The following is a 12,324-nucleotide window of genomic DNA, read 5'->3' on the forward strand; positions in this document are numbered from 1 at the left end:
CGCTTCAGCGGCCGGGCGCCGTAGACGGGGTCGTAGCCGCGGTCGGCCAGCCAGGCCAGGGCGCTGTCGTCCAGCGACAGGGTCAGGCGGCGGTCGGCCATCAGTTTCTCCAGCCGGGCCAGCTGGATGCGGACGATGCCGCTCATCTGTTCGCGGCCGAGGCGGCGGAACAGGATGATCTCGTCGATGCGGTTCAGGAACTCGGGCCGGAAATGGGCGCGGACCTGGTCCATCACCAGGGGGCGCGCGACCTCGACGTCCTGACCCTCCGGCTGGTTGGCCAGGTATTCGGACCCCAGGTTGGAGGTCAGGATGATCAGGGTGTTCTTGAAGTCGATCACCCGGCCCTGACCGTCCGTCAGGCGGCCGTCGTCCAGCACCTGCAGCAGCACATTGAAGACGTCGGGGTGGGCCTTCTCCACCTCGTCGAACAGCACGACCTGATAGGGGCGGCGGCGCACGGCTTCGGTCAGGGCGCCGCCCTCGTCATAGCCGACATAGCCCGGAGGGGCGCCGATCAGGCGGCTGACCGAGTGCTTCTCCATATATTCGCTCATGTCGATGCGGGTGATGGCCGCGTCATCGTCGAACAGGAAGGCGGCCAGGGCCTTGGTCAGCTCGGTCTTGCCCACGCCCGTCGGCCCCAGGAACAGGAAACTGCCCAGCGGACGGTTGGGGTCGTTCAGGCCGGCGCGCGCCCGGCGCACGGCGTCGGAGACGGCGCTCAGGGCCTCGTCCTGACCGACGACGCGGCCGCGCAGGGCGTCCTCCATAGTCAGGAGCTTTTCGCGCTCGCCCTCCAGCATCTTGTCAACCGGCACCCCGGTCCAGCGGCTGACGACGGCGGCGATCTGTTCGGCGTCGACCACCTCGGGCGTCAGGGGCGAACCGGATGCCGCGTCCTCGGCGGCCTCGGCGTCGTTCAGTTGCTTTTCAAGCTGGGGGATCTGGCCATAGGCGATCTCGGACGCCCGGCCCAGGTCGCCGTTGCGTTGGGCCGTCGCCAGTTCGGCGCGCAGGCGGTCCAGGGTCTCGCGCAGCTGGGCGGCCTGACCGACCTTGTCCTTTTCCGATTTCCAGCGGGCGGTCAGATCGTCGGACTGGCCCTGCAGGGCGTCGATCTCGTCTTCCAGTTTTTCCAGGCGGGCGACCGAGGCCTTGTCGGTCTCCTTCTTCAGCGCCTCGCGCTCGATCTTCAGCTGGACCAGGCGGCGGTCGATCTCGTCCAGGGCCTCGGGCTTGGAATCCACGGCCATGCGCACCCGGCTGGCGGCCTCGTCCACCAGGTCGATGGCCTTGTCCGGCAGGAAGCGGTCGGTGATGTAGCGGTTCGACAGGGTGGCCGCCGCCACGATGGCGCTGTCGGAGATGCGCACCCCGTGGTGGACCTCATACTTCTCCTTCAGGCCGCGAAGGATCGAGACGGTGTCCTCCACCGACGGCTCCTCGACCATCACCGGCTGGAAGCGGCGGGCCAGGGCGGCGTCCTTTTCGACGTGTTTGCGGTATTCATCCAGCGTCGTGGCGCCGACGCAGTGCAGTTCGCCGCGCGCCAGGGCGGGCTTCAGCAGGTTGGAGGCGTCCATGGCGCCGTCGCCCTTGCCGGCCCCGACCAGGGTGTGCATCTCGTCGATGAACAGGATGATCTGGCCTTCGGCGGCGGTGACCTCGTTCAGCACGGCCTTCAGCCGCTCCTCGAACTCGCCGCGATATTTGGCCCCGGCGATCAACGCGCCCATGTCCAGCGCCAGCACCTTCTTGTCCTTCAGGCTTTCGGGCACGTCGCCGTTGACGATGCGGGCGGCCAGGCCTTCCGCGATGGCGGTCTTGCCGACGCCGGGTTCGCCGATCAGGACGGGGTTGTTCTTGGTGCGGCGGGCCAGGACCTGGATGGTGCGGCGGATCTCTTCATCGCGGCCGATGACCGGGTCCACCTTGCCGTCACGCACGGCCTGGGTCAGGTCGCGGGCGTAGCGTTTCAGGGCGTCATAGGCGTCTTCGGCCCCGGCGTTGTCGGCGGTCTTGCCCTTCCTCAGATCGGCGATGGCGGCGTCCAGCTTGTCGGCCGTGACCCCGGCGGTCTTCAGGGCGTCGGCCGCCGCGCCCCCTTCGCGGGCCAGGGCGGCCAGCAGCCGTTCGGTGGTCACGAAGGCGTCGCCGGCCTTTTTCGAGGCGCCTTCCGCGGCCGCAAAGACGCGGGCGGTGTCGCCGTCCAGATACAGCTGGCCCGAACCGCCCGAGACCTGGGCGCGCTTGGCCAGGGCCGCCTCTGCGCCCTGATCGGCGGCGGCGGCGTTTCCGCCGGCGGCGGTGATGAGGTTCCGCGCCAGGCCGTCGCGTTCCTCCAGCAGGGTCTTCAGCAGGTGTTCGGGTGCGAACTGCTGGTGGCGGCGAGCCAGGGCCAGCGACTGGGCCGACTGGACCGCCTGTTTGGCGCGGTCGGAATAGAGGTCGAGATTCATGGTTCGGACATCCCCGGATCAGGCGGATTGCGGGACCGGCGCGCCCTCATGTGCAAGCAACGCGCCGTCCGCTTCCGGCCTCAGGTGGGTGTGTCCGATTGGCCACGCAAGGGGCCGGGGCCCCCGGCGGTCAGTTGCCCTGCTGTCCGGTCGAGAAGTCGAACTGTTCCGGGCGCGGACGCCCGTTGCCGAAGCTCCACGTCAGGCCGATGAAGGCCATCCGCCCGCCGAACAGCATCTCGGTGCGATCATACAGGTCGGGCGTGTCGACGATGGTCACATTGCGGAAATTGTCGAACACGTCGCGCACCGTGACCTGAAGCGACAGCTTGTCCGACAGCTTGCGGCGATAGCCGAGGTTATAAAGGGCGTTGGCCTCACGCGTGCCCTGGGCCAGCACCGTGTCGCCGGTCCACAGGCCCGAGACCTGGACGAAGTCCTGGGGCGTCGGCTGCCAGTTCAGGCTGAGACGGCCGCCGACCGAGGTTCCCGACCGATCCTGCGCCCCGATCAGGCCGGCGGCGTCGACGTCCTGTTCCGAGACGGTCAGGCTGGCGTTGTAGCGCAGGGTCGGATGCAGCCGGCCGTTGGCCACCAGCTCCAGCCCCACGGCCGTGCGCGCGCCCAGGTTCTCGGGCCGGGTCAGGAAGACGCCATTGCCCATGTCGGTGGTCACCGGCGTGAAGGCGCCGGAGGTGTCACGATAGAACAGGGTCGCCTGCAGGAAGGTCTGGTCCACCCGGCGCTGCCAGCTGACCTCCCACGAATCCGTCTCCTGCGGCTTCAGGTCGGGATTGCCCGAGCGGTAGTTGATCGGGTCCTGGTACATCAGGAAGGGGTTCAGATCGGCGCCCTGGGGCCGCTGGACCCGGCGGCTGAAACTGGCGCGCAGGGTCTGATCGTCGCTGAGCGCATAGCCCAGGTGCAGGGTCGGATACAGGCGCGAATAGTCGTTCGACAGGCGGATGCCGCTGGTGACCTGATTCAGGTCCTGGCTGGTGCGTTCGCCGCGCAGGCCGAACTGGGCCGTCAGCTTGCCGAACGGCCGTTCATAGGTGGCGTAGAGCGCCTGGGTCTGTTGTTCGATCTCGAAACGGTTGGTGACCAGCGGGTCCACCACCACGGCGCCGAACGACGGCCCGCGCGCGACGCGGCCGGTCAGGGTCAGGTCGGCCGAATCCGCCTCGAACCCCAGGCGCAGACGGGCGCCGTTCTGCATCGGCCGCACATAGGCGCTGGTGAAGCCCAGGTTGCGGTTGTCATTGCCGTTGCTCAGGATCTCGAACTGCGACGGACCGGGCGGCAGCAGATAGTCGAACTGGACCCGCTGGTTCATCTCGAAATCGAAACGGTCCAGGCGGATCTCATTGGACCATTCGTGGCCCTGGTCGTTGAAGCGGCGCAGGACGCGGGCGGTGGCGCCGCTGAACGATCCGTCCGGCCCGCCGATGCCGCTGCGACGATAGGACGAGGCCAGGGCGCCGGCCGCATTGTCGAACTCGTACAGGGAATCGCCGAACCCCTCGCCCGAGAAGCTGCCGCCGCGCACCTCGGCCGTCAGCTGGACCGCATCGTTCAGCCGGTATTCGGCCGCCAGACGGGCGAACTGGTTTTCGGACGGCGCAGAGACGTCGAAGCGGCTGCGCGAATCCAGCATGGCGGGTGTCAGATTGTCCCGGCGCGACCGTTCGCTGGTCATTTCCTGCAGGAAGGTGTCGCTGCGGTACGAGACATCGCCGCTCAGGGTCAGGCGGTCGCGGTTGTAGACCATGCTGGCGCCGCCGTTATAGCGGCTGTTGGTGCCGACGTTGACGCGCACCGATCCGGTGGTGGTCGCGCCGGGGCGCACGCGCGCCGGCTTGGTGATCAGATTGATGACCCCGCCCGAGCCGTCGGGCCGATAGGCCGCCGACGGATTGGTCATCACCTCGATGCGGGCATACTGGTCGGCCGGGAACTGCAGGATGGCCTGGCCCCGGTTCTGACCCTCGAACATGGCCGAGGGGCGGCCGTCGACCAGGATGGTGACATTGGCGTCGCCACGCAGGGTGACATTGCCTTCGGGGTCCACCTCGACCGAGGGCACGCCGCGCAGGGCGTCGGCCAGAGTGCCGGTCGCGGACTGCAGGTCTTCGGCCACGCTGTAGCTGGTGGAATCGATCGAGGTGCGGATGTCGTTGGCGCGGCCGGTGACGGTCACATTCTCGACCGTCGCCGCCTGACCCTCGGCCGGGGCCGGCGGGGTCTGAGGGGCCGGTGCCGTCTGACCGGCGGGCGGCGCGGGGCGCGGCGCGGTCGTGGGCGCCGGCTGGGATGGCGCGGTCTGGCCCAGGCTGGGGCCCGCAAGGGCGCCAAGGGCCGCGCCCAGCAGCAGGACGTTGCGCGTAGAGGTCTTCATGGTCGAGTTCCCGATCGACAGGCCGGCCCCGGCGCCGTCCTTGCCGTGCGCACCGTCATCGGACGACAGGCTGGAAGGCATGAGCGAAACCTGAGCAAGCGTTGAAATACGCACGGGACGACCCGTTCCCCCGAACGCCCCGCTCTTGCCCCTTCAAGTATCAGCGTCCGGCGATAGGCCCGAGTTACTTCTTCTTCATGCGAATTTCCATTTTTCGCCTTTATTGAAGGGCTGCTGTCTTGCGTATTGGTATGCAACCCGCCTTGGCGTCGTCGCCTCTAGGCGGGTTCCGCAGACGTGCTAGCCTTTGGTGACCAGGTTTTCGGGAGCACCGCCATGTCCATCCGTCTGACCCGCCGCACGGCGCTGTTCACCTCGGCCGGCGCCGCCGTGGCGCCCGCCCCGGCCCTGGCGCGTCAGGCGGCGCCGGACGACGCCGCCATCGCCGAACAGGCCGACGCCTTCGTGAAGCGCGCCATGGCCGCCTTCCCCGACCAGCCCGCCGTTTCCGTCGCCATTGTGCGCGAGGGCCGCGATGTGCTGACGCGCGGCTATGGCGTCCGGCGTCAGGGCGCGGCGACGCCGGCGGATCAGCACACCCTGTTCGCCATCGCCTCGAACACCAAGAACGTCACCGCCGCCGCCCTGGCCATCCTGGTCGACGAGGGCAAGGTGAAGTGGGACGAGCCGGTGGCGACCTACATCCCCGGCTTCACCCTGTCGGACCCGTTCATCGGCGAACGCATCACCGTGCGCGACACCCTGAGCCACCGGGCCGGCTTCGGCCTGGGCGCCGGCGACCTGCTGTTCTGGCCCAACAGCGACCGCAGCCGCGCCGAGATCATGGCCGCCGTGCCGCGCGTGCCGATCGAGCATGGCTTCCGCAGCGGCTATCGCTACTGCAACCTGATGTATGTCGTGGCCGGCGAGGTGATCGCCCACGTCTCGGGTCAGTCGTGGGAGGATTTCATCCAGACCCGCGTGCTGGACAAGGTCGGCATGACCGAGACCGTGCCCTTCACCAGCCGCGCCGACCCGGCGAAGTCCGCCCTGCCGCACGGTCGGGTCGGGCCGCCGTTGCGCTATCAGGGCGATATGACCCTGCTGGCCGACAGCATCGCCGGCATCTGGAACTGGGACGCGGCCGGGGCGGCGGGCGGCTTCTGCTCCAGCGCCGCGGACTGGGCCAAATGGATGAAGCTGCGCCTGGCGCTGGGCCGCCTGCCCGACGGGTCGCGCCTGTTCTCTGAAGCCGCCGCGCGCGAGATGTGGCGGCCCAATGTCATCTCCAGCTCCTCGCCCGGTCCCACGGCCGAACTGCCCGGCCGGGCCATCGCCGGCACCTACGCCATGGGGTGGGCGGTTCAGGATTATCGCGGCGAGCGGCTGATCAGCCATGGCGGCGGCTCGCCCGGCGGCATTTCGGCGACCCTGTTGATCCCGGGTCGCGAGGCGGGGATCAGCGTCTTCACCAACGCCGAGGAAAGCTTCCTGCTGCGCGCCCTGCGGTCGGGCCTGGCCGACATCGTCATGGGCAAGACGGGTTTCGACTGGATCGCGGATTCGGTGCGTCTGCGTGACGAGGGGAACGCCAAATCCATCGCCGCCGCCGCCGAGATCGACGCCAAACAGGCGGCGGGCGCGGCGCCGTCCCTGGCGCTGGACGCCTATGCCGGAACCTGGCGCGACCCCTGGTATGGCGACATCACCATCGAACAGCGCACCGAGGGGCGCGGCCGCAACCGCAAGACCGGCCTGTGGCTGGCCTTCAGCCGCACCCCGGCCCTGAAAGGCTGGCTGGAGCCGTATGACGGCGAGACCTTCCGCACCCGCTTCCCCGACAAGAGGGAAGAGGACGCCTTCGTCACCTTCGTGATCCAGGGCGGCGCGCCCGTGTCGGCCACCATGAAGGGCGTCAGCCCCGACATCGACTTCAGCTACGACTATCAGGACCTGCGGCTGACGCGGGCGTAGACCATTTTCGGTTCAGTCGGTTCCGACTGAACCCAGAACAATGGTCCAGAATTCTCTGGAGCGAAGATCTGGGTTCAGTTGGACCTGCGTCCAACTGAACCGATTTCGCTCTAGCGGTGTGGGCGGGGGTCCAGCAGCAGACCCCCGACCGTGGCCGCCAACAACCGGTCAGCGAACGGCAGGCGCGCCACACGCCCCAGCACATGGTCGCGCACCCACGGCAGAAAACGCCCGTCCGCCTGATAGAAGGGCGTGAACGCCAGGCTGAGCGCCTGATACAGCCGCACATGAAGCCGTCGCGCCGCGACATAGGCGCCCAGGGCTGCATCCAGATCAACATGCTGCACCAGGGCGTGGGCCAGGGCCTGGGCGTCCAGCAGGGCCATGTTCACCCCCTGACCCAGTTGCGGACTGGTGGAATGGGCCGCATCGCCGATCACCGCCAGGCGCGGCGCGGCCGGCCGATCCAAGGTATGATGCCCATATCGCGCCAGGGTCAGGGCCTCAGGGTCGGTGATGGCGTCCAGCACCGGCGCGACCTGCGGCCACAGACCCAGCACCTCGGCCTTCCACCGGTCCAGCCCGGCCGCGCGCCAGGCCTCGTAATCGGCGGGCTTCAGGCTCCAGAAGAAGGTCGCCAGCGGCATGTCCAAACCGGGCGCCGTCCCGCACGGCAGCACGCCGATCATGCGGTCGGCGGCGCGATAGACCTGTTCCAGCGCCGCCGGATCAAACGGCGCGCCCGGCCAGGGCGTCGTGGTCCACAGGGCGCCCCACGCCAGATCTCGTCGCCGTCGCAACGGACCACTGGCGGCCAGGTCCGCCGCCACGGCCGAACGGGCGCCCGAGGCGTCCACCACCAGGTCGAACCGGGCCGAAACGCGCCCGTCGCGCGCGGTCAGTCGCCCGTCGTGCGCCGCCACGGCGTCCCAGCCCGTGACCATATCGACGGCTTCAGCCATGCAGGCGTCATGCAGCGTCTGAAAGATCGCCGCCCGATGCACGCCCAGCGCGCCCGATGTTTGCGACAGGGCGTCATACCGGACATCCAGCACCACCCGGCCCCGCCGTGCGTCCCGCCCGAACAGACGACTGATCGGCGCGCCCACGGCCTCGATCCCGCGCCCGAGGCCCAGCCGGTCCAACACGTCCAGGCCCGTGGGTTGCAGCATGAAGCCCGCGCCGACCGGACGAGCCGCCTCGAAGCGTTCGTGGATCACGACCCGCCGCCCTTGCCGGGCCAGCATCAGGGCCACGGCCAGCCCCGCCGGCCCGGCGCCGATCACGGCGACGTCGCGGACCGGCCCGCTCATGACGGCCGCACCGCCTTCGCCTAGGGCGCCCGGCGGCCCGCTTCCAGGATCGGCATGCCGGCTTCGGTGGGGATGTAGATGGTCTGGCGACCTTCCTTGCCCGCAGTTTCCTGAAGCATGTTGATATAGCTCCAGCGCAGATAGGCCTCGGGGCCGCCCAGGGCGTCGGCCATGATGCGGTTCGCCTCGTTGGAGCCGCGCGCCCGCTCGATCTCGGCCTGGGCGGTCAGCTTGGCCGAATCCAGCGCCGCCTGGGCCTCCAGCACCCGGATGCGGCGGTCCTGCACCGCCTGCTCATAGGCCGCGCGCCCCGCCATCTGCTTGGCGTAGACATTATAGGTGGGCAGGCCGACCAGCACCCCCACGATGGCGCCGACGACCAGAAGGGCCAATATGCCCCAGGCTCCCAAGGCTCTCATGGCCAAACTCCCGTGTTGCGTTGTGCGTTCAGGCTGACGCCCCGGCCGCCCCCGGTCAACCGGCCGGGACCAGTTCGATCAGGTCCAGGTTCGATTCATTGCGCGGCCACGGCACGACCAGGCGCCAGCGCGCCTCGCCCACCCGCTCCAGCACCGCCACCATGTCGCGGTCCGGCGTCCGGCCATAGGAGTTGGCCGCCGGCTCGGACGCCAGGGCCATGGACCCCAGCATGACCATGTGGCGCGCAGTCTCGGGGAACAGCAGGCCGGAAGGACGCTGCGATCCGGTCAGCTTGCTGAACTTCAGCCCGTTGGGGGTCTGTTCGATGCGACAGGCGAACCAGCCATAGACGACATAGCCCAGGCCATCCTCGCCGCCCTGCGATCCCAGCTTGACGGTGCGGCAGCGATAGTCGCCCGGCGGGGGCGCGACGGGCGTGCGGGCGACGCGCGGCTGGATCAGGTCGCCCAGCGCCGTCAGGTCGCCCTCGCCCCTCTGCCGCCCGGCCTGTTGCAGGGCCAGCGACCAGGCGGCGTCGCGCCGGTTGTAGCGGTCCTGATCCGACGGCGTGATGATGGCGCGCCAGTCGCGCAGCACGGTCCCGCCAGGCGCAGACGGCGGCGGCGGCGGCGCGGGCGGCGGCGGGGTCGAGGCGCAGGCGGCGACGCCCAGCGTCAGAACCAGGCCGGCGAGCAGACGGGTCATGCACGCTCCTTCGTTTCGCATCACCCCGTCTTTGGGCCTTGCCGGAACCGCCGCGTCAAGCGCGTTCGCCGCGACGGGGCGTCTCACCCGTCGATGTCCCAGCCGGTCAGGCGGCCGCGACGTCGCCGCGCCGGGCCAGCACCTGGGACAGGGCGCGGGCCAGAGCCGGTATGTCCAGCGGCTTGGTCAGATAGGCATGAAAGCCCGCCTCGCGTCCCCGGCGCAGATCGGCGGGCATGGCCCCGGCCGACAGGGCCAGCACCGGTATGGCGGCCGTCAGCGGATCGGCGTCCAGCGCCGCCTTGACCGCATAGCCGTCGATATCCGGCAGGGCGATGTCCAGGATGATCACGTCCGGCGCCAGGTCGCGCGCCAGCATCAGGCCGTCACGGCCCGTCTCGGCCACATGCACCTGCAGCGGGCCCAGAGCGGCGGCGACATGGCGCATCAGGGCGACGTTGGACGGATTGTCCTCGACATACAGCACCGTCGCCGGCGGCAATGTCAGGTCCGGCAGCGGCGAGGCCGTCACCGGCGCCGAGACGGCCCGCGCCGGCGGCAGACGCAGGGTGAAGACCGAGCCTTCGCCCACGACCGAATCCGCCTCCAGCCGGCCCTTCATCGCCTCGGCCAAGCGCCGCGCGACGATCAGCCCGACCCCCGCCCCGGCGATGGCGGAGCCTTCGCGGCCCAGGCGGTTGAAGGGTTGGAACAGTTCGGCCATCCGCTCGGGCGGCACGCCGGGGCCGGTGTCGCGCACGGCGAGGGTCACGGCGGCGGCGTCCTGGCGCACCTCGACCAGCACCCGGCCGCCGGGCCGGTTGTAGCGCACGGCATTGGACACCAGTTGCGTCAGCACCTGGCGCAGGCGCGTGCGGTCGGCCTGGACGCCAAGGCCGGCGGTGGGCGGCGGCGCCTCTATGCCGACGCCGTTCTGTTCGGCCTCATGACGGAAGGCGTCGCAGACCTGGCGCGCCACCAGATGCGGGTCGACCCGCTCGCACGCGACATTCAGGGTTCCGGCCTCCAGCCGCGCCAGGTCCAGCACCTCGTCGATCAGGGCCAGCAGCCGCGACCCGGCGCCCAGGATCTGATCCACCGCCTGACGCTGACGAAAGGTCAGGGGTTCGCTGGCGGCATGGATGCGCATCAGTTCGGCGAAACCGATCACCGCGTTCAGGGGCGTGCGCAGTTCGTGGCTCATGGCCGCCAGGAAGTCGGACTTGATGCGGTCGGCGGCGGCCAGGGCGGCGGCCTGTTCGTCGGCGGCCTGTAGCGCCAGGGCCAGCCGCGCGGTGCGTTCGGCCACCTGGCTTTCCAGGGTGCGGGCCATGGTCTGATGCCGCCGCGCCTGCGTCCGCGCCCTGAGCGCCAGCCAGACCCCCGCCCAGCCCATCGACAGGGCCAGGGCGATCACCCCCATCAGCACCAGCATCGGACATCCTCCCGATCGCCATCATGACAATCAGGAGTTGTGTCGTGGTGAAGGATGGTTTCAGGCCGTAATCAGTCCTCGGCGGACGTCGCCTCGGCCTTGCGGCGCGGCGCGCGGCGCTTGGCCGCCGGGGCGTCTTCGGCGTCCGAATCCACCGGCGTGGCCGAGCGGGTCAGGAAGCCCGGCAGGGCGGCGGCCGGTTCAGCGTCCTCGGTGCGCGGCGTGCGCGACCGGCGGGCCGGGCGTTCGGCCACCAGCGGCGGCTGGTCATCGGACAGACCGGCGTCCTGGGGCGAGGCGTCCTGGGCCGGGGCGGCCTCGGAGGCGGCGGATTCATCGCCCGCGTCTTCGGCTTCGCGGCGCTGGCGCTGCTCCTCGCGGCGGCGGTCGTGGTATTCGTCGCGGTCGCGTTCGATCAGATCCTCGGGCGTGGCCGTGCCGTCGGCGATGCGCTTGTTGCGTTCCTCACGACGACGTTCCCAGCGGTCGCGGCGCGAATCGCGCTGGTCGCGCGACGCGCGTTCGCCGTTCTCGGCGGCCGGTTCGGCCTCGCCGCGTTCGCGGGCGGCGGCGCGGTCGGCCTCTTGCTGGGCCTGGCGTTCGGCGGCCTGCTGGGCGGCCAGGAAGGCGGCCGCCTGGGCGCCGGATTCGTCTTCGAAATCGATGTCGAAGCCCTGGTTCGACAGTTCGCGCTGGGCGATCTCGCTGACCGGGCGCGCCGGTTGGAGCGCGCGCAGGACGCGGAAATAATGTTCGGCGTGTTGCAGATAGTTTTCGGCGAGAACACGGTCGCCGGCCGACGCCGCATCGCGCGCCAGCTGCATATAGCGTTCATAGACCGTCTGGGCGTTGCCGCGGACCTTGATGTTCTCAGGCCCCTGCGAATCCCACGAGCGGTTCGGATTGGCGCTGTTGGCGCCGTTGCCGCCGCCGGGCTTGCGGTTGCGCCCACGCTGGCGCTTCATGCCCTTGAAATCTCTCATAAGACGTACCGTTTGATAGCCGCGCTCGCCGGTCGCCGGGGCCGATCCCCGTGTCGAAATGCCGGTGAAAGCCATGCCGCCCGCGTGGCGCCCGATCAGGGATCAGGCCGACGCAGACCCCGAACGCTCATGTCCAGGCGACAGGCCCGGAACGCGGCGAAGAGGCGGGAGACGCAGCAAGACTTAGCGCGCCCCCGCGCGGTTTCCAAGCGGTTTGTTCGCCGCAGCCGGCGGCGCCCTATTGCGGGCGGGCCATCACCGTCTGGGCCTGGATGGCCGCCTGCTGGGCCGCCAGCTGGTCCGCCGGCAGCGGCACCAGACCGCGATCTTCCAGATAGCCGTCGCGCCCGGCCGAACCGTTCGACACGAACTCCTGCACGAACTGCAGCAGGCCCGGCGTCACGCCGATGTGGGCCTTCTTCACATAGATGTAGAGGCTGCGCGCCAGCGGGTAGGAGCCGTCGGCGATGGTGTCCAGGGTCGGGGCCACGCCGTCGATGGTCTCGGCCTTCACCGTGTCCAGGTTCTGCTCCAGGAAGGAATAGCCGAACACGCCCAGCGAACCGGGGGTGCGGGTCAGGGTCTGGACGATGGCGTTGTCGTTCTCGCCCGAGTCGATCCAGGCGCCGTCTTC

General features: G+C 69.8%; 9 protein-coding genes. 1 reads left to right on the top strand and 8 read right to left on the bottom strand.

Features of this window, described 5'->3' with window-relative positions; all coding sequences use genetic code 11:
• Positions 1-2,462 (bottom strand): ATP-dependent chaperone ClpB (gene clpB / locus Q0581_RS10480; protein WP_298700040.1); only part of this gene is annotated, 2,462 nt, incomplete at its 3' end.
• A 130-nt stretch (positions 2,463-2,592) separates the two neighbouring features.
• Positions 2,593-4,941 carry a TonB-dependent receptor gene (locus tag Q0581_RS10485; protein WP_298700041.1) on the bottom strand — a complete coding sequence of 783 codons (2,349 nt, stop codon included), beginning with the start codon at positions 4,939-4,941 and terminating at the stop codon, positions 2,593-2,595.
• 255 nt (positions 4,942-5,196) lie between these two features.
• On the opposite strand from Q0581_RS10485, the gene Q0581_RS10490 reads away from it, so the two are divergent.
• Positions 5,197-6,834: a serine hydrolase gene (locus tag Q0581_RS10490; protein ID WP_298700043.1), complete on the top strand. Its 1,638-nt coding sequence runs from the start codon at positions 5,197-5,199 to the stop codon at positions 6,832-6,834.
• Between the two features lie 110 nt (positions 6,835-6,944).
• Here Q0581_RS10490 and Q0581_RS10495 read toward each other — a convergent pair whose 3' ends face one another.
• From Q0581_RS10495 to Q0581_RS10520, 6 genes are all read right to left on the bottom strand, one after another.
• Positions 6,945-8,147, bottom strand: a complete 1,203-nt coding sequence (locus tag Q0581_RS10495; RefSeq protein WP_298700045.1) for an NAD(P)/FAD-dependent oxidoreductase — start codon at positions 8,145-8,147, stop codon at positions 6,945-6,947.
• Positions 8,148-8,167: 20 nt separating this feature from the next.
• A complete protein-coding gene (locus tag Q0581_RS10500; RefSeq protein ID WP_298700047.1) occupies positions 8,168-8,566 on the bottom strand; it encodes a hypothetical protein in 399 nt (132 codons plus the stop codon).
• 55 nt (positions 8,567-8,621) lie between these two features.
• Positions 8,622-9,272 (bottom strand): DUF4893 domain-containing protein, encoded by a 651-nt coding sequence (locus tag Q0581_RS10505; protein WP_298700048.1) that lies wholly within the window; start codon positions 9,270-9,272, stop codon positions 8,622-8,624.
• A 106-nt stretch (positions 9,273-9,378) separates the two neighbouring features.
• The gene (locus tag Q0581_RS10510) at positions 9,379-10,707 is read right to left on the bottom strand and encodes an ATP-binding protein (RefSeq protein WP_298700049.1); all 1,329 of its coding nucleotides are present in this window, start codon (positions 10,705-10,707) and stop codon (positions 9,379-9,381) included.
• A 71-nt stretch (positions 10,708-10,778) separates the two neighbouring features.
• Positions 10,779-11,672: a DUF4167 domain-containing protein gene (locus tag Q0581_RS10515; RefSeq protein WP_298700051.1), complete on the bottom strand. Its 894-nt coding sequence runs from the start codon at positions 11,670-11,672 to the stop codon at positions 10,779-10,781.
• A gap of 256 nt (positions 11,673-11,928) precedes the next feature.
• The coding region (locus Q0581_RS10520) for a substrate-binding domain-containing protein (protein ID WP_298700053.1) at positions 11,929-12,324 on the bottom strand (396 nt) is incomplete at its 5' end.

Origin of the sequence: uncultured Brevundimonas sp., assembly GCF_937863155.1 — a bacterium.
Taxonomy (GTDB): Bacteria; Pseudomonadota; Alphaproteobacteria; order Caulobacterales; family Caulobacteraceae; genus Brevundimonas.

Excerpts from the sequence above, each read along its gene's own strand:
- Q0581_RS10485 (WP_298700041.1), bottom strand. The coding sequence starts at position 4,941 with ATGCCTTCCAGCCTGTCGTCCGATGACGGTGCGCACGGCAAGGACGGC.
- Q0581_RS10490 (WP_298700043.1), top strand. The coding sequence starts at position 5,197 with ATGTCCATCCGTCTGACCCGCCGCACGGCGCTGTTCACCTCGGCCGGC.
- Q0581_RS10495 (WP_298700045.1), bottom strand. The coding sequence starts at position 8,147 with ATGAGCGGGCCGGTCCGCGACGTCGCCGTGATCGGCGCCGGGCCGGCG.
- Q0581_RS10500 (WP_298700047.1), bottom strand. The coding sequence starts at position 8,566 with ATGAGAGCCTTGGGAGCCTGGGGCATATTGGCCCTTCTGGTCGTCGGC.
- Q0581_RS10505 (WP_298700048.1), bottom strand. The coding sequence starts at position 9,272 with ATGACCCGTCTGCTCGCCGGCCTGGTTCTGACGCTGGGCGTCGCCGCC.
- Q0581_RS10510 (WP_298700049.1), bottom strand. The coding sequence starts at position 10,707 with ATGCTGGTGCTGATGGGGGTGATCGCCCTGGCCCTGTCGATGGGCTGG.
- Q0581_RS10515 (WP_298700051.1), bottom strand. The coding sequence starts at position 11,672 with ATGAAGCGCCAGCGTGGGCGCAACCGCAAGCCCGGCGGCGGCAACGGC.